Source organism: Lysobacter terrae, assembly GCF_054782215.1.
Genome location: NZ_BAAGSX010000003.1, coordinates 98,384 through 119,199, shown reverse-complemented (window position 1 = coordinate 119,199; position 20,816 = coordinate 98,384). Strand labels below are relative to the sequence as shown.

Sequence of the window (20,816 nt, the reverse complement as noted above, 5' to 3'; positions counted from 1 at the left end):
TCGCGGAATTATACGGGCTCCCTCGGTTCCGAGGGCTCCTCAGTCGCGCTTCGCGCGCCCCTCATCCGCCCCTTCGGGGCACCTTCTCCCCGCCGTGCGGAGAGAAGGACAGCTTTGGAATTAAAGCGCGGGCGAAATGCCCGTTAAACTTGCCGCTTCGCCCATCCCATTCCCCGCCGGAGTTCCGATGTTCCCGCGTGACGCCCGTATCGAAGGTTTTGATCCCGAACTCGCCCAGGCCATCGCCAACGAGAACCGCCGCCAGGAAGACCACGTCGAGCTGATCGCCTCGGAGAACTACGCCAGCCCGCGCGTGATGGAAGCCCAGGGCAGCCAGCTGACCAACAAGTACGCCGAGGGCTACCCGGGCAAGCGCTATTACGGCGGTTGCGAATACGTCGACATCGCCGAGCAGCTGGCGATCGACCGCTGCAAGCAACTGTTCGGCGCCGACTACGCCAACGTGCAGCCGCATTCGGGCTCGCAGGCCAACCAGGCCGTGTACTTCGCCCTGTTGAATCCGGGCGACACCATCCTGGGCATGTCGCTGGCCCACGGCGGCCACCTGACCCACGGCGCCAAGGTCAACATCTCCGGCAAGCTGCTCAATGCCGTGCAGTACGGCGTCAACGACCAGGGTCTGATCGATTACGACGAAGTCGAACGCCTCGCCGTCGAGCACAAGCCGAAGATGGTCGTCGCCGGCTTCTCGGCCTATTCGCAGGTGATCGACTGGGCGCGCTTCCGCGCCATCGCCGACAAGGTCGGCGCCTATCTGTTCGTCGACATGGCCCACGTCGCCGGCCTGGTCGCCGCGGGCGCGTACCCGAACCCGGTGCCGCACGCGCACGTGGTCACCTCGACCACGCACAAGACCCTGCGCGGCCCGCGCGGCGGCATCATCGTTGCCGGCAAGCAGGGCATGGGCGACAAGGCCGAGGAGATCGAGAAGAAGCTGCAGTCGATCGTGTTCCCGGGCATCCAGGGCGGTCCGCTGATGCACGTGATCGCGGCCAAGGCCGTGGCGTTCAAGGAAGCGCTGGAGCCGGAATTCACCGCCTACCAGCAGCAGGTGGTGAAGAACGCGCAGGCGATGGCGAACACCATCATTTCGCGCGGCTACAAGATCGTCTCCGGCGGCACCCAGAACCACCTGATGCTGGTCGACATGATCGGCAAGGGCATCACCGGCAAGGCGGCTGAAGAGGCGCTGGGCAAGGCCCACATCACCGTTAACAAGAACGCCGTGCCGAACGACCCGCAGAAGCCTTTCGTCACCTCGGGCCTGCGCATCGGCACCCCGGCCGTCACCACCCGCGGCTACAAGGAAGCCGACTGCGTGGCGCTGGCCAACTGGATCTGCGACGTGCTCGACCACCCGAACGACGACAAGGTCATCGCCGGCGTGCGCGAGAACGTGACCAAGCAGTGCAAGCAGTTCCCCGTCTACGGCTGAACTGACGACACCGGAAAGGAGATCGCCACCCGATGCACTGTCCTTTCTGCCAGCACATCGACACCCGCGTGATCGACTCGCGCGTTTCCGACGACGGCGCCACCATCCGCCGTCGCCGGGTCTGCGAGGCCTGCGGCGAGCGCTTCAGCACGCTGGAAACCATCGAGCTGAAGCTGCCGCTGATCATCAAGAGCGACGGCCGGCGTGAGGCCTTCGACGCGCGCAAGCTGCGCTCCGGCTTCGACCGCGCGCTGCAGAAGCGGCCGGTGTCGGAGGAACAGATCGAAACCGCCGTGCGCGCCGTCGTCCATCACCTGCGCATGACCGCCGAACGCGAGCTGGATTCGCGCCGGGTCGGCGAATACGTGATGGCGGAATTGCGCAAGCTCGATCACGTCGCCTACGTGCGCTTCGCCTCGGTGTACCGCGCGTTCGAGGACGTGGCCGATTTCCGCGAGGTGCTGGATCGCCTCGAACACGACAACGCTACCGAAGGCCAGCTGCCGCTGATCGAGGACGAGCCGCCGCCGACCAAGAGCCGCAAGCGGTGAACACCATGTTCAGCAGTGCCGATCACCTGATGATGGCGCGCGCATTGCGCCTGGCCGAGCGCGGCGCCTACACGACGCGGCCCAACCCGATGGTCGGCTGCGTGATGACGCAGGGCGATGTCGTCGTCGGCGAGGGCTTTCATATGCAAGCCGGTGGGCCGCACGCGGAAATCATCGCGTTGCAGGCCGCGGGCGAGCGCGCGAAGGGCGCGACCGCCTATGTCACGCTCGAACCGTGCGCGCACGTGGGCAAGACCGGTCCCTGTGCCGATGCGCTGATCGCCGCGGGCGTGTCGCGCGTGGTCGCGGCGATGCGCGATCCGTTTCCGCAGGTCGACGGTGCCGGTTTCGAGAAGCTGAAGGCCGCCGGCATCGCGGTCGAAAGCGGTCTGATGGAGCCGCAGGCGCGTGCGCTCAACCGCGGCTGGCTGTCGCGCATCGAGCGCGGACGGCCGTGGGTGCGGGTGAAGCTGGCGACCAGTCTCGATGGCCGCAGCGCGCTTGCCAGCGGCGAGTCGAAGTGGATCAGCGGCGAAGCCTCGCGCGTCGATGTGCATCGCTGGCGCGCGCGCGCCGGAGCGATCCTTACCGGCGCCGGCACCGTGCTGATGGACGATCCGAGCCTGACCGTCCGCTTCGATGACGGTACGGCCTTCGTGCCGCCGTTGCGCGTGGTGCTGGATCCGGGTCTGGCGACGATCGCTCGCGGCCGCGTACGCGAGGGCGATGCGCCCACGCTCTACCTGCACGCGCCCGACGCCAAGCCGCCGCGTGGCATCGACGCCCAGACCGCGCCCGTGACGGTGCACGACGGCCGCTTCGATCTCGAGGCCGTGCTCAAGCTGCTGGCCGCGCGCGAGATCAACGAAGTGCAGATCGAAGCCGGCGCGACGCTGGCCGGCGCATTCCTGGCGGCCGGCCTGGTCGACGAGATCCTGCTGTACGTGGCGCCGGTGCTGCTGGGCGACCGCGCGCGCCCGCTGTTCGATGGCCTGCATATCGACGAGATGACGCAGCGCCTCAATCTCAACATCGTGGAGTCGCGGCGCATCGGTAACGACGTGCGTCTGCTGCTGCAACCGCGCGCTGAGTGAAGAACGGTGCAGTGAACGCCTGCACCGGGTGAGCCCCCGTCGGGAGAACCCGCATGGCCTTCAAGGATCACTTCTCCGGCGTCGCCGATGCGTACGCCGCGGCGCGTCCCGAATACCCGGATGCCTTGTTCGACCTGATCGCCACACAGATCCCCTCCAACGCGCACGTCTGGGAACCCGGTTGCGGCAGTGGCCAGGCCACGCGCGGATTGGCGGCGCGCTTTGCCCACGTGCATGCGGCCGATCCCAGCGCGCAGCAGATCGCGCAGCATTGGGCGCAGGCAGGCGCGGCGAACGTCGACGTTGCGGTGGAACCGGGCGAACGCACCACGCTGGCCGATGCGAGCGTGCAGCTGATCGCTGTCGCCCAGGCCCTGCATTGGTTCGATCGTGATGCGTTCTTCCGCGAATGCGAGCGAGTGCTGGCGCCCGGTGGCGTATTGGCCGCGTGGGGTTACGGGGACTTCCTCCCGCCGGAAGGCATGGTGGACGAGGTCGCCGGTTTTCGCGCGTTGATCGAGCCGTACTGGCCGCCCGAACGCGCGCTCGTCGATGCGCAATACACGGATTTCGAGTGGCCGTTCCCGGCCCTGCCGGCCCCCTCGCTGTGGCTGGAAGCGGAATGGACCCTGCCGCATTTCCTGCGCTATCTGACCAGCATGTCGGCCACGGCGCGCTGTCGCGCCGAGCTGGGCGAGGACCCTGTGGCGCGCCATGCGCCGGCGCTGGCGGCTGCCTGGGGCGAACCGGACGACGCTCGCACCATCCGTTGGCCGCTGTTCGTGCACTTGCGGCGGAAGTAGGGCGGGTCGGAGCCAGCCCTACGCAGCGTTCCACGCGCGTAGGGCCGGGGCTCGAAACCCCGAATGCTAGAATTCGCGCGCCGGTTCGCCGGCAACACAATTCGTAACGTCTTCAGGGCGGGGTGAAATTCCCCACCGGCGGTAGGTGCGACAGGTCCCACGGACCCCGAGCACGAGCCCGCGAGCGCCTCCAGTGCAGCGGAGGGTCAGCAGATCCGGTCGAATGCCGGAGCCGACGGTTCAAGCGATCCGGTCCGCCGGAACGCCCACAGTCCGGATGAAAGAAGACGGCCTCCGCATGGCATTCGTGCCGTGCGTGTGCCTCATGCCTTGGGGCGTTTTTCGCTAACTCTGCGGGAAACGTTCGCATGCCCCATTGCCACTGCTGTCACCGCGCGCTCTCCATGATGGAGGTGCGCTGATGTTCACCGGCATCATCGAAGGCGTCGGCCGCATCGCGTCGCTGGAGTCTCGCGGCGGCGACGTCCGCCTGAAGGTCGACGTCGGCTCGTTGCCGTTCGACGCCGTCCAGCTGGGCGAGAGCATAGCGGTGAACGGCGTCTGCCTGACCGTGATCGAGTTCGATGCGGCATCGTTCGCCGCCGACGCCTCCACCGAGACCTTGGCGCTAACTACGCTGGGCACGTTGCACGCGGGCGCGCAGGTCAACCTCGAACGCGCGATGCGTCCCACCGACCGCCTCGGCGGCCATCTGGTCAGCGGCCACGTCGACGGCGTCGGTCGCGTGCTTGCCATCGCCGAGGATGCCCGCGCGCAGCGCTGGCGCTTCGCCGCGCCGGCCGCGTTGCTGCGCTACATCGCGAAGAAAGGCTCGATCTGCGTCGACGGCGTCAGCCTGACCGTCAACGAGGTGGACGACGAAGGTTTCGATGTCGCGCTGATTCCGCACACGGTTTCGCATACGGCGTTCGCGGTAACGAAGGTCGGCGATGCGGTGAATCTCGAAATCGATCTGGTCGCCCGTTACGTGGAGCGGCTGCTTGGCGAACGTAGCGCACAGGTGCAGTCATGAGCTTTTCCCCCATCCCCGAACTCCTCGAAGAAATCCGCGCCGGCCGCATGGTCGTGATCGTCGACGACGAGGACCGCGAGAACGAAGGCGACCTGATCATGGCCGCCGAACTGGTCCGTCCGCAGGACATCAACTTCATGGTCACGCACGCGCGCGGCCTGGTGTGCCTGTCGCTGACGCGCGAGCGCTGCAGGCAGCTGGGCCTGCCGCCGATGGTGCGCGACAACACTTCGCCGCATCACACCAACTTCACCGTGTCGATCGAAGCGGCCGAAGGCGTCACCACCGGCATCTCCGCCTACGACCGCGCGCATACCGTGCGCACGGCGGTGCGTCCGGATGCGAGCGCGGCCGATCTCAGCCAGCCCGGCCACATCTTCCCGCTGATGGCGCAGCCCGGCGGCGTGCTCAATCGCGCCGGCCACACCGAAGCAGCCAGCGACCTGGCCTTGATGGCGGGGATGGAACCGGCCGGCGTGCTGGTGGAAATCCTCAATCCCGACGGCTCGATGGCGCGCCGCCCGGAGCTCGAAGCGTTCGCGCGCGAGCACGGCCTGAAGATGGGTTCGATCGAAGACCTGATCCGCTACCGCCTCGCCACCGAGCACACCATCGAGCGCGTCGACGAACGCGAGATCGATACCGAGCACGGCGCCTTCCGCCTGGTGAGCTACCGCGATCGCCTCAGCCGCGCGCTGCACTTCGCGCTGGTTCGCGGTGAAGTCGATGCCGTCACGCCGACCCTGGTGCGCGTGCACGTGCAGAACCCGCTGGCCGATGCGCTGCATTGGCGCCGCGCCGATTTCGGCCCCGCGGTCGGCGACGTGCTGGCGGCGATCGACCGCGAAGGTCGCGGCGCCCTGGTGCTGCTGGGCGACCACGCCGACGCCGATGCACTGCTGGCCCGCGTGCGCGCGCAGCCCGATGCCGATCCGGCCGCGCAGGAGGCCCGTCCAAGCCGCGGCCACGCACTGGCCGAGTGGCGCCGCAACGGAGCGGGCGCGCAGATCCTCGCCGACCTCGGCCTGGGCCGGCTGCGTGTGCTGGGCACGCCGCGCAAGCAGATCGGCCTGGCCGGCTTCGGCCTGGAAGTGGCCGAATACGTGGAATTGCCGCACTGAGGCAGGCCCCGCCTAGCCACGCTTGCCGCACCGACATCCGCCTCGTCGCGGCCGCGGTCGCGGCGACGCGGTAAACTGCGCCCCCCTTAGAGAACCCACCCCATGCCCCATTACGAAGGCGATATGCGCGCCGCGCCCGGCGCCCGCTTCGCGATCATCGCCAGCCGCTGGAACCCGCGCATCACCGATGCGCTGGTCGCCGGTGCCCGCCGCACCTTCGCGGAGCACGGCGTCGGCGAAGACGCCGTCGACGTGATCCGCGTGCCGGGTGCCTGGGAGTTGCCGCTGGCGGCCCGCTCGCTGGCGCGCAAGGGCACGCATGCCGCGATCATCGCGCTGGGCTGCGTGGTGCGCGGCGATACCCGTCACTACGAGCAGGTCGCCGATGGCTGCTCCGACGGCCTGATGCGCGTCGCTCTCGACCATGGCGTGCCGGTCGCCAACGGCGTGCTCGCCGTTGACCGCTTCGAAGATGCGCAAGCGCGCGCCGGCGGCAGCCACGGCAACAAGGGCGAGGAGTGCGCGCTGGTCGTGCTGGAGATGGCGCAACTGATGGAGCAACTGCCATGAATCGCCGCCGTTCCGACGGAATCGATCCGGTCGCCCGCTCGCGCGCCCGCCGCCGTGCGCTGCAGGCGGTGTACGCCTGGCAGATGTCGGGCGCCAGCGCGCCCGAGGTGATCGCGCAGTTCGCCCACGAGCAGGCGCACGAAGTCGCCGACCTCGAATACTTCGAGGACCTGGTCCGCGGCGTCGACAAGCATTGCGAAGAACTGGACACCGCGCTCGCCCCGTTCCTCGATCGCGACATCGAACAGGTCGACCCGATCGAACGCGCGGTGCTGCGCATCGCCGCCTACGAGTTGCGCCAACGCCGCGACGTGCCATACCGCGTGGTGATCAACGAGGCGATCGAAACCGCCAAGCGCTTCGGCTCCGAACACGGCCATACCTACGTCAACGGCGTGCTCGACCACGCCGCGGCGGAGTGGCGCGCGGTGGAGTTCCACGCCAGCCGCAAGCCCTGACAGTAGCGCTCCGGCGCCGGAGGCCGCGTGTCCGAACGCGAGTTCGATCTCATCGAGCTGATCCGCAGTCGCGTGCCGACGCGCGAGGATGTGGTGCTGGGCATCGGCGATGACGCGGCGATCGTGCAGGTTCCGGCCGGGCGCCAGTTGGTCGTCGCCATGGACACGCTCAACTGCGGCGTCCACTTTCCCGACAACACCGCGCCGGCCGATATCGGCTGGAAGGCGCTGGCGGTCAATCTGTCCGACCTGGCCGCGATGGGCGCGGAGCCGGCGTGGTGCACCTTGTCGCTGTCGCTGCCTTCGGGCGACGCAAGGTGGGTGGATGGCTTCCTCGACGGCTTCCTCGATCTCGCCGCGCGGCATCGCGTCGCGTTGGTGGGTGGCGACACGACACGTGGTCCCTTGTCCGTCAGCGTGACCGTGCACGGCTTCGTCGAACCCGGGCGTGTCCTGCGCCGCAGCGGTGCCATCGCCGGCGACGACGTGTGGGTTACCGGCATGCTGGGCGAGGCGGCCGGTGCATTGGCGCAATGGCGAAGCGGCGCGGTCGTGAACGCGGCGCTGCGCGATCGTCTCGATCGGCCGACGCCGCGGCTTGCCATCGGCGCGCGCATCGCAGGCCTTGCGCATGCCTGCATCGACGTCTCCGACGGGCTGCTCGCCGATCTGCAGCACCTATGCACCGCCAGCGATGTCGGTGCACAGATCGAATTGGAGACGCTGCCTGTTTCACCCGAGCTGGCAGCGGTGTTCGATAGGCAGCGTCGAGAGTCTTTGCAGGCTACCGGCGGCGACGATTACGAGCTGTGCTTCACCGCCCCGCAGGGTGCACGTGATGCGATCGCCGGCATTGCAGCGGACACCGCCACGGCGATCACCCGCATCGGACGCGTGGTGCCAGGCGAGCGCGTGCGCGCGCTGCACAGCGACGGCAGCGAGTGGCTGCCGTCACACACGGGCTACGTGCACTTTTGAGCTTTCGGGCTCAATCCTTCTCCGAGCCTTCGCACTTCTTGCCGAACAGGCCACCGAAGCGTGCCGGCTTGCAAGGTTCCGGTACCTTCACCGGCTCGCGCGGCTGAGCAGCGGTGAGACGATCGGCGCGCAGCTTCGCCAGTTGCGCGCGGATCTGCGGCATGGCCGCCAGTGCGGCGCGCTCGCCTTCCAGGATCGCGTTGTTGCGTTGCTCGAAATCGGCGGGGCCGATGTCGCTCACCAGCGGACGAATCACGATGTTCGCGCGCGTCAGCTCCTGTTGGCCGAGCTTCTGGCCCATGATCGTGATCGACTGATTGACCGTGCCGAGCAGGCTGCCGGGATTCTTGCCGCTGGCCTTGGTCGAAATATCCACGGCGATGACGAAGTCGGCGCCGAGCTGACGCGCCGCATCCACCGGCACCGGGCTCACCACGCCGCCGTCCACGTAGTGCTTCTGCCCGATCACCACCGGCTCGAACACGCCCGGGATGCTGCTGGACGCGCGCACCGCCTGGCCGGTGTTGCCGCGTGTGAATACGGTGCGCTCGCCGGTCTCCAGTTGCGTCGACACCGCGGCGAAGGGTTTCTTCATCCGTTCGATCGGGCGGTTGGCGACGAGCTGGTTGACGTAGTCCTGCAGCTTCTGGCCCTTCACCACGCCGCCGGAGAACAGGCTGACGTCGCGGATCTCCGCTTCGTCCAGGCCGAAGGCGGTCTTCTGCATCTGGAACGCGTCCATGCCGCTGGCGTACAGCGCCCCGACCACGCTGCCGGCGCTGGTGCCGGACACGACGTCGGGAACGATGCCGTTGGCCTCCAGCATCTTGATCACGCCGATGTGGGCGAAGCCTTTGGCCGCGCCGCCGCCGAGGGCGATGCCGATCCGGATCGGCTTGACCGGCACCGGCACGGGTTTGGGCGCGATCGCCTCCGGCGTGGGCCGGCTGTCGCCGCCGCTGGCGCAGGCGCCCAACAGCAAGGTCAGGGAAAAGGCGGCGAGGAAGGACAACGGACGGGCGCGGGTGGACATGAAAAACACGGGTTTCGAACGAGGCGCGCAGGATACCGTTGCGGCCCTCGCATTTCCCCTGCCTGCGTCGCGTTCAGTCAGGCAGCAGTTTCCCCGGATTGAGAATTCCGGCCGGGTCGAAGACCGTTTTCACCTGGCGCATCAAGGCCAGTGTCGCCGGATCGATCGCTTGGGGCATGAACTCGCGCTTGGCCAGGCCGATCCCGTGTTCGCCCGAGAGCGTGCCGCCCAGCGCCAGGGTGAGCGCGAAGACGCGCGCCAGGGCAGCGTGCGCGCGCGCCGCCTGCTCCGTGTCGGCGGGATCGAACAGGATGTTGACGTGCAGGTTGCCGTTGCCCGCATGGCCGAAGGTGACGATCGGCAGCGCGAATTCGGCCGCCAGCGCACGCACGCCGTCAACCAGTTGCGGGATGCGCGACACCGGCACGACCACGTCTTCGTTGATCTTGCCGGGGGCGAGCATGCGCAAGGCAGGCGACAAGGCCTTGCGTGCCGCCCACAGCTTCTCGCGCGCGACTTCGTCGGCGGCATCGTCGAGCGAGATCAGGCCGTCGCCGCCGGCGGCGCGCATCAGCGCTTCGACGGCATGCGGCAGGGTTTCCGCGTCGCCGTCGGCTTCGATCATCAGCAACGCCCCGGCATCGTGCGGCAGATCGGCGCCGCCGATATCGCGCGCCAGGCGTACGCAATCCGCGTCCATGAATTCGAGCATCGACGGCGTGACCGGCTGCGCCATCAGTCGCGCCACCGCCCGCGCCGCCGCCGCGACATCGCGATACAGCGCGCGCACCGCACGCCGCTGCGGCGGCGACGGCGTCAGCCGCAGCGTGGCTTCGACGATCAACGCGAGCGTGCCTTCGCTGCCTACCAGCAGCCGTTGCAGGTCGTAGCCGGTCGCGCCCTTGGTCGTCGCGCTGCCGCAGCGGATGAGTTCGCCCGTGCCGGTGACGGCGGTGAGCGCGAGCACGTTGTCGCGGCTGGCGCCGTACTTCACCGCGCGCGGCCCGCCGGCATTGCAGGCGAGATTGCCGCCTATCGTGCTGAAGGCGGCGCTGGTGGGATCCGGTGGCCAGAACAGGCCGTGCGGTTGCAGGGCGGCTTGCAGTTCGCCGTTGAGCACGCCCGGTTCGACCACGGCGCAGCGATCGCCAGGACGCACCTCGAGGATGCGGTTCATACGCTCGAACGACACCACCACGCCACCTTGTACGGGCACCGATGCGCCCGTGGTGTTGGTGCCGCGGCCGCGCGCGACTACCGGCACGCGATGTTCGAAGCAGGCGCGTACCAGCCGCTGCACCTGCTCTGGCGTGGTGGGCAGCGCCACCGCATCGGGCAGCGCTTCGCGGCGCGAATTGTCGTAGGCGTAGGTCAGGCGTTCGCCGGGATCGGTCAGCCAGCCTTCGCCTGCGCCGAACAGGCGGGCGAGTTCGCGGTCGAGTTCGGCGGGCACAGGCATGCGCGGATTATGGCCTGTGCTGGGCGACGGGCCCGTGCGCTCGCTGCGAATCAGCAATCGTCCGCGCGGAAGGCATCGCGCAGCCAGTCGAGCCGCGGCGCCGCGGGATCGCCCTCCGCCTCGATCACGTCGAAGCGGCAGGGCAGGTTAGCCAAGCGCGGGTGCGCGGCGAGAAAGACGTACGCGGCGCGCACGATGCGGCGGCGCTTGTGCACGTCGATCGACGCGGCACCGCCGCCGAAGCGGTTGTTGCGGCGGTAGCGCACTTCGACGAAGACCACGGTAGTGGCGTTGTCCCGTCCGCTGTCGTCGAGCATGACCAGGTCGAGTTCGCCGACGCGGTAGTTGGCGTTCGTGGCGACTCCACGTAGCCCCGCTCGCAGCAGGTATTCACGAGCGGCGGCTTCGATCGCCGTACCCAAGGCGCGACGTCCCGCGACGGCGCCGGGACGATTGAACTCAGGCTTGTCCATAAGCCGCTGGCGCACGCGGATCAGCGGCGCGCCGCATCCGTCAGCGGAACCGCGACGCCGCTGGTGAAGGTCGACCAGACCGGCGTGCGCTGCACATTGCCGAAGCCGTCGATGCGCAGCACGCCGGTGGCGCCGTTGATGGCTTCGGCGGACGTCGCCAGGCGTTCGAGATACGCGGTAATCAGCCACGCGTCATAGCCGAAGGCGAACAGGCGCGCCGCCGGTCCCTTCGCGTTGGGCAGCATCGCCGCAGCGGTCGTAGCCGAGGGCAGGCCATGCACACCGCGCGTGGTCCAGCTCTCGCTGGGGAAGGCGATGCCATCGAGCACGCGGTCTTCTTCGGCTTTGCCGGTGCCCGACAGCAACTGCGAGGTCGCCACACGCGGCTTGCCGGCGAGGCCGGCCAGGGCCAGTCGCGGCATCAGCAGACGCGCTGCGCCGCCCTTCACCGCGAGGAAGATCGCGTCGACGCCGCCTTGCTTCGCCGCGAACGGGGCGAAATCGGCGGTGCCTTCGCCGACGATATCGGTAATCGTGCCGCCGCGTTCGCCGAGGCGTTCGCGCAGCGCGGCGACCGCGCGGTCTTCGGGCCCGACGACCAGGACGCGGCGTGCGCCGCGTTCGATCAGGAATTCGGCGGCGGCGATGCCTTCGTCTTCGGGCGACAGCGAGAAGCTCGCATTGCCGGCCGGCGCCTGCCCGCGGTTGAGCGCGAGCATCGGAACGGGCAGGGAGGCACGATTGAACAGAGCGCCGACTTCATCGCGACCGAGCGGGCCGACGACGAAATCGTTGCCTTCGCCGACCGCGCGGTCGTAGGCGGCGGTGGCGCCCGCGGAGGTGTCGTAGAAGTTCACCTCGGGGCGGCGGCGCGTTTCGCCGTAGTAACCGGCAAGGAAACCGTCGCGCACCGGCGCGGCCACGCCGGCCAGATTGCCGGACAGCGGCAGCAGCACGGCGAGCTTCACCGGCGGGCGATAGCCGTCGCTGTCCGCGGGGGGACGATTGGCCGCATCGAACTTCCACGCGCTGCGATCGAAGGGACGCGGCAGCGGCAGGCCGCGGCGGAGCAGGGCGCGCCCGGCGTAGTTGTAGAGCGGATCGCCGGCCGGCAGCGCCGCGGCTTCGCGCTGCAGCGCGGCGTTGTCGAGCGCGGCCAGCAGCGTATCGATCTGCTTCTCGGTCTGCGCACGCTGCGCGCCGCTTTCGGTCGTGGCCTGTCGCGCCAGCGCTTCGGCCTGGACCATCGCCTCGCTGCGCGGGCCGTGGGCCGCGGGCGCACCGCCCGTGGTCTGCACCGACGCGCACCCGGCCAGCAGGACCAGCATCGAGGCGAGCAGCCAGGCATGCCCCGCTCCCCTGGTGAAGCGCAGGCGGGCGGGCAGGGACGTCGGCTGGCTCATCGGCGCGGGACTCCAAGGGGGGACGGGGTAGGATTCTAACCGTCCCGCTCCGCCTCTCGCGGCGCACGCTTTCACAAACGCCCTCACGATGCAGACCCCCGCTACCCTCCACGTCGTCGCCACGCCGATCGGCAACCTTGGCGATCTCTCTCCCCGCGCACTGGACACGCTGCGCAGCGTCGCGGCCGTGTGCGCGGAAGACACCCGGCACACGCGACAGTTGCTGTCCCATTTCGGCCTGGAGCGCCCGCTGATCGCGCTGCACCAGCACAACGAGGACGCACAGGCCGCGCAGCTGGTGGCACGGCTGCTCGCCGGCGAATCGCTGGCGCTGGTGTCGGATGCAGGCACGCCCCTGGTGAGCGATCCGGGCTTTCGCCTGGTGAGCGCCGCGCGCGCGGCGGGAGTGCGTGTGTCGCCGGTGCCGGGCGCATGCGCGGCGATCGCGGCACTGAGCGTCGCGGGCCTGCCTAGCGATCGTTTCGTATTCGAAGGCTTCCTGCAGGCCAAGGCATCGGCACGTCGCGAACGTCTGACGCGCCTGGCCGGCGAAACGCGCACGCTGCTGTTCTACGAATCCGCGCATCGCATCGAAGACGCACTGGCGGACATGGCCGCGGCATTCGGCCCGCAGCGCCGCGCCGTGATCGGACGCGAACTGACCAAGCTGTTCGAAACCGTACTCGACGGCCCTCTGGTCGATCTGCAGGCACGCGTGGCCGCGGATCCGGACCAGCGCAAGGGCGAGTTCGTCGTCATCGTGGAAGGTGCCGGCGAGGACACGGACGCGAAGATCGCCGAAGGCCAGCGGCTGTACGCGAAACTCAGCGAATACCTGAAGCCCTCGCAGGCGGCGAAGCTCGCAGCGGAACTCAGCGGGGCACCGCGCAAGGCGCTATACGGCGGCGAGTAGGAGCTCGCTGTTCTCTTCTCCCCGCGAGCGGGGAGAAGATGCCCGAAGGGCAGATGAGGGGCGGCGAGCGCAGCGAGCTGCTGTTGCTCTTGCTATGGCTGCCAGTGCAGCTCGCTTCGCTCGCCCCCTCATCCGGCGCTTCGCGCCACCTTCTCCCCGCAGGCGGGGAGAAGGAAAGCGGGGATTGGCAGCGAAGCAGTAGAATGCTCTCGGCGGAGTCGGCCGGGCAGTCGCGTCATTCGCAAGAATGCCGAGGAAAGTCCGGGCTCCACAGGGCACGGTGCCAGGTAACGCCTGGGCGGCGCGAGTCGACGGAAAGTGCAACAGAAAGATACCGCCGAACGGTTCTTCGGAATGCGTGGCAAGGGTGAAATGGTGCGGTAAGAGCGCACCGCGAGCCTGGTAACAGGCCGGCACGGCAAACCCCACCGGGAGCAAGACCAAATAGGGAGGCAATGCCGCGGCCCGCGGTGTCTCCGGGTAGGTTGCTTGAGCGTATCGGTGACGATGCGCCTAGAGGAATGACTGTCCACGACAGAACCCGGCTTATAGGCCGGCTTCGCCCTTTTCGTCGCGCCGCGATGAAAAGGCCGGCCCCGGTTTTCCATTTGCGATGAGGCTGCAAATGGAAAGCCGCGGGTCCCGCTATGTGCTTCCAATCCCCGCGGCTATCGCCGCTCCCCCTCGCTAGGGGGCTTCTCTCCATCCCCCATTCAGTCGCTTGCTGCGACGCAGCATGAGCGCTGCCGCCCGGATGTTAGCGGGACGGACGCCCTCGGATGGGATGCTTCGTCTCAAAAAATGAGACGAAACAAAGCTTAGGAAACAACTGTTGAGAGAAACTCTGAAGTTCGCCGCAAGCTATTGAAACGCAAAGTGAAATTGCCTCCGAAAAAGCGTTGACAAGCCACTGTCCGGTGCTAAGGTGGGCATCAGAGGGAAAACCGGGTTTTTTGTGGTTTTTCCAACGAAGGCGACCCCAAAGCCGCCCGGAAGAGGCGGAAAACGGCAGGCAGGCGAAAAATGTTCCAAGGCGAAACCGCCATCACGATCGACGACAAGGGCCGGCTGGCGGTGCCCACCGCCTACCGTGAGCTCGTCGCGAGCGAATGCGGCAACCGCCTGGTCATCACCTACAACCCCTTCGAATCCGGTTCCCTCTGGCTGTACCCGCTGTCGGTCTGGGAGCGCGTGCGCGACCAGATCAACGCCCTGCCCAAGGCGAAGAAGGTCAATCGCTCGATGCAGCTGAAGCTGGTCGGTGCCGCCGAGTTCGTCGAACTCGACGGCAACGGCCGCATCGGCATTCCCGCCAGCCATCGCGCGGCGGTCGGTATCGAGAAGAAGGCGGTGTTGCTGGGCATGGGCGACAAATTCGAGTTGTGGAGCGAGCAGGCGCACCACGCGCAGATCCGTCAGACGGTGTCCGACGACGATCTGAGCGAGGAGCTGCTCGAACTGCAGCTGTGACGGCGGGTGGCGGCGGACGCGAAGCGGCGTCCGGCCACCTTCCCGTGATGTATCGACAGTGCCTGGAAGCACTGCACATCAAGGCGGAAGGAACATATCTGGACGGCACGTTCGGGCGCGGCGGGCACGCGCGCGGCGTGCTGCAACAACTGGGCCCCGGAGGCCGGCTGCTGGTCATGGACAAGGATCCCGAAGCGATCGCCGTCGCCGAACGCGAGTTCGGCGCGGATGCGCGCGTGGCGATCTTCCGCGGCAGCTTCGCCGAACTCGCACAGTGGGATGCGACGGCCGCGGGGCTCGATGGGGTCCTGTTCGATCTTGGCGTTTCTTCGCCGCAGCTGGATGTGGCCGAACGCGGCTTCAGCTTCGGCAAGGACGGCCCGCTGGACATGCGGATGGATCCCGACTCGGGCGAGAGCGCCGCGCAGTGGCTGGCGACCGCCGCGGAGAAGGACATCGCCGACGTGCTGTGGACCTACGGCGAAGAGCGGCAGAGCCGCCGCATCGCCCGCGCGATCGTCGCCCGCCGTGGCGAACAGCCGCTTACGCGTACCGCGCAGCTGGCCGATCTGATCGCGTCGGTGGTGCCGCGCGGCGAGCAGAAGATCCATCCGGCGACGCGCAGCTTCCAGGGCATCCGCATCTTCATCAATCGCGAGCTGGCCGATCTCGAAGCCGGCCTGGACGCCGCGTACGCGCGCCTGAAGCCCGGCGGCCGCCTTGCGGTGATCAGCTTCCACTCGCTGGAAGACCGCATCGTCAAGCAGTTCATCGCCCGCCGCGCCAAGGCGCCGCCGGCCAATCGCCGCATGCCGATCGAAGTGGCCTTCACGCCGACGCTCAAGGCCATCGGCGACGCGCAGAAGGCGGACGCGGCCGAAACCGCCACCAACCCGCGCGCTCGCAGCGCGGTGTTGCGCGTGGCGGAAAAGCTTCCGGAGGCGGCATGACCTGGCGCCTCCTCCTCACCGTGCTGGTCGTGGCGAACGTCGCCTCCGCGCTCGCGGTGGTGCTGGCGCGCCATGAGCATCGCCAGCTGTTCGTGCAGGCCACGCGCCTGGAAAAAGCGCGTGACGATCTCAATATCGAATTCGGCCGCCTGCAGTTGGAGCAGGCGACCTGGGCCGAGAGCAACCGCATCGATCAGGTGGCGCGCGACCGGCTTGGCATGAAATTTCCCGAAGGCGCCGAAACCGTGGTGATCCGACCATGAGCGCCCGCAACGACCGCAATCGTCAAAACCTCGTCGGCAAGGTCGCCGACGCGCTGCGTGCCCGCATCGCCGCCCAGCCCGCGGCGGGTGCCGGAGCGCGTGCGCGCAATCAGCGCGGTGGCCTGGATCTGCGCAAGCGTCTGCTGATCGTCATCGGCGTGCTCAGCCTGGGCTCGCTGGCCCTGGTGGTGCGCGCCTTCGACGTGCAGGTCGTCAACAACGCCTTCTACCTGCAGCAGGGGCAGGCGCGTTCGCTGCGCGAGATCCCGATCCCGACCTCGCGCGGCATGATCACCGACCGCAACGGCGAGCCGCTCGCGGTGTCGACACCGGTCGAATCGGTGTGGGCCAACCCGAAAGAGTTGCTGGAGAGTCCGCAGCGTATTCCTGAACTCGCCGCGGCACTCGGCGTGCCGCCGGACGTGCTGATGCGCAAGCTGACGCAGCGTTCGAACAAGGAATTCCTCTACCTCAAGCGCCGCATCAGCCCGGAGCAGGCGCGCCGCATCCTTGCCCACAACGTGCCGGGCGTGTTCTCGCAGCGCGAATTCCGCCGCTTCTACCCGCAGGGTGAAGCGATGGCGCACGTGCTGGGCTTCACCAATGTCGACGACCGCGGCCAGGAAGGGCTCGAGCTCTCCTTCGATCACATCCTCAGCGGCAAGCCCGGCTCCAAGCGCGTCATCCGCGACGGCAAGGGCCGCATCGTCGAAAGCGTCGATCTGATCGAGGCCGCGCAGCCCGGTCAGGATCTGACCCTGACCATCGATCGCCGCATCCAGTTCCTCGCCTACCGCGAGCTGCGCAACCAGCTGGCGAAGACCGGCGCGACCAGCGGCTCGGCGGTGATCCTCGACATCGCCACCGGCGAAGTGCTGGCGATGGTGAACCTGCCCAGCTTCAACCCCAACGCGGCCGCGATGGGCACGATGGAGACGCACCGCAACCGCGCGGTGACCGACGTGTTCGAGCCGGGCTCGACAATGAAGCCGATCACGGTCGCCGCGGCGCTCAACGCGAAGATCGTCACGCCGGATACGCGCATCGACCTCAATCCGGGCTGGATGGCGCTGGACCGCAAGTACACCGTGCGCGATCACAACAACTACGGCGTGCAGACGGTCACCGGCATCATCACCAAGAGTTCGAACATCGGCGCGGCCAAGCTCGCCGCGCGCATGAACGACCAATATTTCTACGATTTCGTGCGCCAGTTCGGCTATGGCCAGCGGCCCGGAAGCGGCTTCCCCGGCGAATCGGCCGGCGTGCTCGTTCCGCCGTCGCGCTGGTACGGCACGACCAAGGCGACGATGTCCTACGGCTACGGCATGTCGGCGACGCCGCTGCAGATCGCGATGGTCTACGCGTCGCTGGGCAACGGCGGCAAGCTGATCACACCGACCTTCGTGAAGGGCGAGCGCCACGAGCCCAAGCAGGTGCTCGATCCGCAGATCGCGCACGAAGTCATGAAGATGATGCAGACGGTGACCGAAACCGGCGGCACCGCGACGCAGGCGGCGATCCTGGGCTATCACGTCGCCGGCAAGACCGGCACCGCGCGCAAGTTCAGCGAGACCGGCGGCTACACGCGCCGCTATCTGTCGTACTTCGCCGGCGTGGTGCCGGTGCAGAACCCGCGCTTCTCGATGGTGGTGGTGATCAACGATCCGGATCCGGAGCGCGGCTATTTCGGTGGCCTGGTGTCCGCGCCGGTGTTCCGCAACGTCATGGACGGCGCGCTGCGCCTGATGGACGTGCCGCCCGACGACATCGACACCTGGATCGCGGCGCAGAACAAGGCGCAGCACGCGAACGAGTTGCGCGGCGAAGACGGTCCGGTGCTGCCGGATGCCACTGCCGCGCCCCTGGCCGACGCCACATTGCCTGTCCCGATCGATGGGGGCGCGCAATGAGCCGCAGCATGCTCCTCCACGAATTGCTGCCCGACGTCGCCGGCATCCCCGGCGATCTGCGCATCAGCGGACTGACGATGGACAGCCGCGAGGTGAAGCCGGGCCATGCCTTCGTGGCGATTGCCGGCTTCGGCGCGCATGGCCTGAAGTTCGTCGATCAGGCGCGCGCCTCGGGCGCGAGTGCGATCCTGTTCGAAGCACCGGCGCCGGTGGATCTGCCGGCGCCCGCCGACGCGATCGCGGTGCCGCGCCTGCGCGCACGCCTGGGCGAAATGGCTGATCGGTTCCACGGCCGTGCCACCGAGGCGATGACCGTCGTCGGCGTCACCGGCACCAACGGCAAGACTTCGACCGTGCAGCTGCTCGCACAGGCCTGGCACCTGCGCGGCATCGCCTGCGGCACCGTCGGCACGCTGGGTGCGGGCCTGTATGGGCAGATCAAGCCGACCGGCTTCACCACCCCGCTGGTGCTCAAGCTGCACGATCTGCTGGCGCAACTGCACGACGCCGGCGCGCAGGCCATCGCGATGGAAGTCAGCTCGCACGCGCTCGATCAGGGCCGTGTCGACGGCGTGCATTTCGACGTTGCGGTGTTCACCAATCTCACCCGCGATCATCTGGATTACCACGGCGACATGGACACCTACGGCGCGGCCAAGTCGCGCCTGTTCGGGTGGCCGGGCCTGAAGGCCGCGGCGATCAATCTTGACGACGAGTACGGGCGCCAGTTGCACGCCCGGTTGCCGTCGTCGGTGCCTGCGATCGGCCTGAGCTCGCGCGGTGACGAAGCTGCGACGCTGCGCGCGCAATCGCTGCAGCTGGACAACGCGGGCATCGCCTTCGAGCTGGCGACCGCGCAGGAATCGCACCCGGTGCGGTCGCCCCTGCTTGGCCGCTTCAACGTGGACAATCTGCTGGCGGTCGCCGGTGCGCTGCATGCGCTGGGCGAGCCGCTCGCGCAGATCGCCTCGACCCTGTCGCAGCTGCAGCCGATCCACGGGCGCATGAATCGCCTCGGTGGCCGCGGCCAGCAGCCGCTGGTCGTCGTCGACTACGCCCATACCCCCGACGCGCTGGAACAGGCGCTGAAGTCGCTGCACGATCACCTGTCCGCGCCTGCGCAAGCGGGCTCGCGACTGATCTGCGTGTTCGGCTGCGGCGGCGAGCGCGATCGCGGCAAGCGTCCGCAGATGGCGGCAATCGCGGAGGCGAACGCCAACCGCGTCGTCGTCACCGACGACAATCCGCGCGGCGAGGACGGCGATCAGATCGTGGCCGACATCCTCGCCGGCTTCATCAACGCCGATGCAGTGGTCGTGCAGCGCGACCGCGCCGCCGCGATCGCACGCGCGATCGGCGAGGCTGGCCCGAACGACATCGTGCTCATCGCCGGCAAGGGCCATGAGCCGTACCAGGAAATCAACGGCGTGCAGTACCCGTTCGACGACACCGAAGTCGCCAAGAAGGCGCTGGAGGTGCGACCGTGAAGGCGCTGCGTCTCTCCGACATCGCGCGCATGACCGGCGGCCGCCTGCACGGCGAAGACGTGGTCATCGACGCGCTGGCCACCGACACGCGTGCCCTGCAAGTGGGCGGGCGGACGCTGTTCATCGCGCTCAAGGGCGAACGCTTCGACGGCCACGATCACGTCGGCGCCGCGGCGCGGGCCGGCGTGTCCGCCGCGCTGGTGTCGCGCTTCGTCGACGCGTCGATCGCTTCCGGCTCGCTGCCGCAGGTCGTCGTCGCCGATACCGAGCGCGCGCTGGCCGATTTCGCCGCCGCCGTGCAGCGCGAACGCAACCACACCAAGGTCGTAGGTATCACCGGCAGCAACGGCAAGACCAGCGTGAAGACGCTGGTGCTCGCCATCCTGTCGCGCGCCGGCCGTGCCTACGCCAACCCGGGCAACCGCAACAACGAGATCGGCCTGCCGCTGGCCGTGCTCGATGCGCCCGAGGACGCACAGTTCGCGATCTACGAAATGGGCGCTGGCAAGCCGGGCGACATCGCCTACCTGACCGACGTGGTGCGCCCCGACGTCGCGATCGTGAACAACATCGCGCCGGCGCACCTGGAACGCATGGGCAGCCTGCTCGGCGTCGCCGACACCAAGGGCGCGATCTACGACGCGCTGCCCGAGTACGGCGTCGCCGTCATCAACGCCGACGAAGCCTTCGCGCCGTTCTTCGCCGAACGTTCGCACGGCCATCGCCTGATCCGTTTCGGACTGGAAGCCACCGCCGACGTCACCGCGCGCGACATCGTGCCGACCGACGGCGGTTCGCGCTTCGTGCTGGTGACGCCGCAGGGTGAAGCGGCCGTCGATCTGGCCATGCCGGGCCGCCACAACGTGCGCAACGCGCTGGCAGCGGCGTCGATCGCGCTCGGACTGGGCGTTGCGCTCGACACGATCGCCGAGGGCCTCAACGCCGCCGAGCCGGTGGCGGGACGCCTCATCGCGAACCGCCTGAGCAATGGCGCCGTCGTCATCGACGACAGCTACAACGCCAATCCCGGCTCGCTCGCCGCCGCCATCGAGACGCTCGCCGAATCCAGCCGCGGCGGCGAAGGCTGGCTGGTGCTGGGCGACATGCGCGAACTCGGCGCCGACGCCGCGCAGATGCATGCGGAAATGGGCCGTCGCGCCAAGGCCGCCGGCATCAAGCGTTTGTACACGCTAGGCGAACTCAGCGCGGAGGCCGGCCAGGCCTTCGGCGAGGGCGCCACGGCTTACACCGACCACGACACGTTGATCGCCACGCTGCGCAGTGAGTTGCGCGACGGCGTGCGCGTGCTGGTCAAAGGTTCGCGCGGCAGCGCGATGGACAAGATTGTGAAGGCGCTGGTCGCCTCCACGGCAGGGCAGGGGAACTGA

19 protein-coding genes, 1 other RNA gene, 1 pseudogene and 1 riboswitch are annotated in these 20,816 nt (G+C 68.4%); of the genes and pseudogenes, 17 read left to right on the top strand and 4 right to left on the bottom strand.

The window, feature by feature from the left end; all coding sequences use genetic code 11:
- The first annotated feature begins 187 nt into the window (after positions 1-187).
- From glyA to thiL, 9 genes are all read left to right on the top strand, one after another.
- Positions 188-1,456, top strand: a complete 1,269-nt coding sequence (gene glyA, locus ACYVJ8_RS09785) for a serine hydroxymethyltransferase (protein ID WP_460711812.1) — start codon at positions 188-190, stop codon at positions 1,454-1,456.
- 32 nt (positions 1,457-1,488) lie between these two features.
- Positions 1,489-2,007, top strand: coding sequence for a transcriptional regulator NrdR (gene nrdR, locus ACYVJ8_RS09780; RefSeq protein ID WP_460711810.1), 519 nt, complete (start codon positions 1,489-1,491; stop codon positions 2,005-2,007).
- A 5-nt stretch (positions 2,008-2,012) separates the two neighbouring features.
- Entirely contained in the window at positions 2,013-3,101 is a 1,089-nt protein-coding gene (gene ribD / locus ACYVJ8_RS09775; RefSeq protein WP_460711808.1) for a bifunctional diaminohydroxyphosphoribosylaminopyrimidine deaminase/5-amino-6-(5-phosphoribosylamino)uracil reductase RibD, read from the top strand.
- A 53-nt stretch (positions 3,102-3,154) separates the two neighbouring features.
- Positions 3,155-3,904, top strand: a complete 750-nt coding sequence (locus ACYVJ8_RS09770; protein WP_460711806.1) for a class I SAM-dependent methyltransferase — start codon at positions 3,155-3,157, stop codon at positions 3,902-3,904.
- A gap of 104 nt (positions 3,905-4,008) precedes the next feature.
- Positions 4,009-4,197, top strand: a riboswitch (FMN riboswitch).
- 128 nt (positions 4,198-4,325) lie between these two features.
- Positions 4,326-4,937 (top strand): riboflavin synthase, encoded by a 612-nt coding sequence (locus ACYVJ8_RS09765; RefSeq protein WP_460711804.1) that lies wholly within the window; start codon positions 4,326-4,328, stop codon positions 4,935-4,937.
- Complete coding sequence (ribB, locus tag ACYVJ8_RS09760) at positions 4,934-6,058, top strand: 3,4-dihydroxy-2-butanone-4-phosphate synthase (protein ID WP_460711802.1); 1,125 nt, start codon at positions 4,934-4,936, stop codon at positions 6,056-6,058. The genes ACYVJ8_RS09765 and ribB overlap by 4 nt, the downstream gene beginning before the upstream one ends.
- A 102-nt stretch (positions 6,059-6,160) precedes the next feature.
- Complete coding sequence (gene ribH, locus ACYVJ8_RS09755) at positions 6,161-6,628, top strand: 6,7-dimethyl-8-ribityllumazine synthase (protein WP_460711800.1); 468 nt, start codon at positions 6,161-6,163, stop codon at positions 6,626-6,628.
- Positions 6,625-7,086, top strand: coding sequence for a transcription antitermination factor NusB (gene nusB / locus ACYVJ8_RS09750; protein WP_460711798.1), 462 nt, complete (start codon positions 6,625-6,627; stop codon positions 7,084-7,086). The genes ribH and nusB overlap by 4 nt, the downstream gene beginning before the upstream one ends.
- 27 nt (positions 7,087-7,113) lie before the next feature.
- Positions 7,114-8,064 carry a thiamine-phosphate kinase gene (thiL, locus tag ACYVJ8_RS09745; protein ID WP_460711796.1) on the top strand — a complete coding sequence of 317 codons (951 nt, stop codon included), beginning with the start codon at positions 7,114-7,116 and terminating at the stop codon, positions 8,062-8,064.
- A gap of 10 nt (positions 8,065-8,074) precedes the next feature.
- On the opposite strand, the gene ACYVJ8_RS09740 is transcribed toward thiL, so the two are convergent.
- From ACYVJ8_RS09740 to ACYVJ8_RS09725, 4 genes and pseudogenes are all read right to left on the bottom strand, one after another.
- Positions 8,075-9,097, bottom strand: coding sequence for a patatin-like phospholipase family protein (locus ACYVJ8_RS09740; protein ID WP_460711794.1), 1,023 nt, complete (start codon positions 9,095-9,097; stop codon positions 8,075-8,077).
- Positions 9,098-9,170: 73 nt separating this feature from the next.
- Positions 9,171-10,556 carry an FAD-binding oxidoreductase gene (locus ACYVJ8_RS09735; RefSeq protein ID WP_460711792.1) on the bottom strand — a complete coding sequence of 462 codons (1,386 nt, stop codon included), beginning with the start codon at positions 10,554-10,556 and terminating at the stop codon, positions 9,171-9,173.
- A gap of 50 nt (positions 10,557-10,606) precedes the next feature.
- Positions 10,607-11,029, bottom strand: a complete 423-nt coding sequence (locus tag ACYVJ8_RS09730) for a YraN family protein (RefSeq protein ID WP_460711790.1) — start codon at positions 11,027-11,029, stop codon at positions 10,607-10,609.
- Between the two features lie 20 nt (positions 11,030-11,049).
- Positions 11,050-12,348 (bottom strand): annotated as a pseudogene (locus ACYVJ8_RS09725) (penicillin-binding protein activator); the annotation flags it as partial.
- 172 nt (positions 12,349-12,520) lie between these two features.
- On the opposite strand from ACYVJ8_RS09725, the gene rsmI reads away from it, so the two are divergent.
- The 8 genes from rsmI to ACYVJ8_RS09685 all read left to right on the top strand — a co-directional run bounded on the left by rsmI (position 12,521) and on the right by ACYVJ8_RS09685 (position 20,816).
- Positions 12,521-13,345 (top strand): 16S rRNA (cytidine(1402)-2'-O)-methyltransferase, encoded by an 825-nt coding sequence (gene rsmI, locus ACYVJ8_RS09720; RefSeq protein WP_460711788.1) that lies wholly within the window; start codon positions 12,521-12,523, stop codon positions 13,343-13,345.
- Positions 13,346-13,559: 214 nt separating this feature from the next.
- Positions 13,560-13,910, top strand: an RNA gene (gene rnpB / locus ACYVJ8_RS09715) — RNase P RNA component class A.
- A 458-nt stretch (positions 13,911-14,368) separates the two neighbouring features.
- On the top strand, positions 14,369-14,815 hold the full coding sequence (gene mraZ, locus ACYVJ8_RS09710; protein ID WP_460711786.1) for a division/cell wall cluster transcriptional repressor MraZ: 447 nt from the start codon (positions 14,369-14,371) through the stop codon (positions 14,813-14,815).
- Entirely contained in the window at positions 14,812-15,765 is a 954-nt protein-coding gene (gene rsmH / locus ACYVJ8_RS09705; protein ID WP_460711784.1) for a 16S rRNA (cytosine(1402)-N(4))-methyltransferase RsmH, read from the top strand. Before mraZ ends, rsmH begins: the two co-directional genes overlap by 4 nt.
- On the top strand, positions 15,762-16,028 hold the full coding sequence (gene ftsL, locus ACYVJ8_RS09700) for a cell division protein FtsL (protein WP_460711782.1): 267 nt from the start codon (positions 15,762-15,764) through the stop codon (positions 16,026-16,028). Before rsmH ends, ftsL begins: the two co-directional genes overlap by 4 nt.
- Positions 16,025-17,941: a peptidoglycan D,D-transpeptidase FtsI family protein gene (locus tag ACYVJ8_RS09695; RefSeq protein WP_460711780.1), complete on the top strand. Its 1,917-nt coding sequence runs from the start codon at positions 16,025-16,027 to the stop codon at positions 17,939-17,941. Before ftsL ends, ACYVJ8_RS09695 begins: the two co-directional genes overlap by 4 nt.
- Entirely contained in the window at positions 17,938-19,428 is a 1,491-nt protein-coding gene (locus ACYVJ8_RS09690) for a UDP-N-acetylmuramoyl-L-alanyl-D-glutamate--2,6-diaminopimelate ligase (protein WP_460711778.1), read from the top strand. Before ACYVJ8_RS09695 ends, ACYVJ8_RS09690 begins: the two co-directional genes overlap by 4 nt.
- Positions 19,425-20,816: a UDP-N-acetylmuramoyl-tripeptide--D-alanyl-D-alanine ligase gene (locus ACYVJ8_RS09685; RefSeq protein ID WP_460711776.1), complete on the top strand. Its 1,392-nt coding sequence runs from the start codon at positions 19,425-19,427 to the stop codon at positions 20,814-20,816. Before ACYVJ8_RS09690 ends, ACYVJ8_RS09685 begins: the two co-directional genes overlap by 4 nt.

Excerpts from the sequence above, each read along its gene's own strand:
- mraZ (WP_460711786.1), top strand. The coding sequence starts at position 14,369 with ATGTTCCAAGGCGAAACCGCCATCACGATCGACGACAAGGGCCGGCTG.
- rsmI (WP_460711788.1), top strand. The coding sequence starts at position 12,521 with ATGCAGACCCCCGCTACCCTCCACGTCGTCGCCACGCCGATCGGCAAC.
- ACYVJ8_RS09770 (WP_460711806.1), top strand. The coding sequence starts at position 3,155 with ATGGCCTTCAAGGATCACTTCTCCGGCGTCGCCGATGCGTACGCCGCG.
- ACYVJ8_RS09730 (WP_460711790.1), bottom strand. The coding sequence starts at position 11,029 with ATGGACAAGCCTGAGTTCAATCGTCCCGGCGCCGTCGCGGGACGTCGC.
- ACYVJ8_RS09735 (WP_460711792.1), bottom strand. The coding sequence starts at position 10,556 with ATGCCTGTGCCCGCCGAACTCGACCGCGAACTCGCCCGCCTGTTCGGC.
- nusB (WP_460711798.1), top strand. The coding sequence starts at position 6,625 with ATGAATCGCCGCCGTTCCGACGGAATCGATCCGGTCGCCCGCTCGCGC.
- ribD (WP_460711808.1), top strand. The coding sequence starts at position 2,013 with ATGTTCAGCAGTGCCGATCACCTGATGATGGCGCGCGCATTGCGCCTG.
- ACYVJ8_RS09740 (WP_460711794.1), bottom strand. The coding sequence starts at position 9,097 with ATGTCCACCCGCGCCCGTCCGTTGTCCTTCCTCGCCGCCTTTTCCCTG.
- ribH (WP_460711800.1), top strand. The coding sequence starts at position 6,161 with ATGCCCCATTACGAAGGCGATATGCGCGCCGCGCCCGGCGCCCGCTTC.
- ftsL (WP_460711782.1), top strand. The coding sequence starts at position 15,762 with ATGACCTGGCGCCTCCTCCTCACCGTGCTGGTCGTGGCGAACGTCGCC.
- ACYVJ8_RS09765 (WP_460711804.1), top strand. The coding sequence starts at position 4,326 with ATGTTCACCGGCATCATCGAAGGCGTCGGCCGCATCGCGTCGCTGGAG.
- ACYVJ8_RS09695 (WP_460711780.1), top strand. The coding sequence starts at position 16,025 with ATGAGCGCCCGCAACGACCGCAATCGTCAAAACCTCGTCGGCAAGGTC.
- ACYVJ8_RS09690 (WP_460711778.1), top strand. The coding sequence starts at position 17,938 with ATGAGCCGCAGCATGCTCCTCCACGAATTGCTGCCCGACGTCGCCGGC.
- glyA (WP_460711812.1), top strand. The coding sequence starts at position 188 with ATGTTCCCGCGTGACGCCCGTATCGAAGGTTTTGATCCCGAACTCGCC.
- ribB (WP_460711802.1), top strand. The coding sequence starts at position 4,934 with ATGAGCTTTTCCCCCATCCCCGAACTCCTCGAAGAAATCCGCGCCGGC.
- nrdR (WP_460711810.1), top strand. The coding sequence starts at position 1,489 with ATGCACTGTCCTTTCTGCCAGCACATCGACACCCGCGTGATCGACTCG.